The following is a 255-nucleotide window of genomic DNA, read 5'->3' as shown; positions in this document are numbered from 1 at the left end:
CCTGATTTAGAGCGATAACCTACGCTTTGTAATAAACGCTGCACTCGGCCTTTACTGCAATCATATCCGTCGGCTATGGCGGCTTGCCACAATTTTCTGTAACCAGGTATGCAGTGCTCTTCATTACTTCTTTTTATTAAAAACTGAAGTAAAAAATCATTTTTTCTTTCAACTGGATTCGACGACTGTTTCAACCATTTGTAATACCCAGCCTTAGAAACAGATAATAACTTACATAACTTGCTTACTGTTTTC

Annotated in this window: 1 pseudogene; it reads right to left on the bottom strand. The window is 37.6% G+C overall.

Annotated elements, in window-relative coordinates:
• Nucleotides 1-194: pseudogene (locus PSI06_RS21310) on the bottom strand (hypothetical protein); the annotation flags it as partial.
• Between the last annotated feature and the right edge of the window lie 61 nt (nucleotides 195-255).

The organism is Pseudoalteromonas sp. GABNS16E (assembly GCF_028598715.1).
GTDB classification, from domain to species: Bacteria; Pseudomonadota; Gammaproteobacteria; order Enterobacterales; family Alteromonadaceae; genus Pseudoalteromonas; species Pseudoalteromonas atlantica.
The sequence above is the reverse complement of the archived record's forward strand: the minus strand, read 5'-3'. Positions and strand labels throughout refer to the sequence as shown.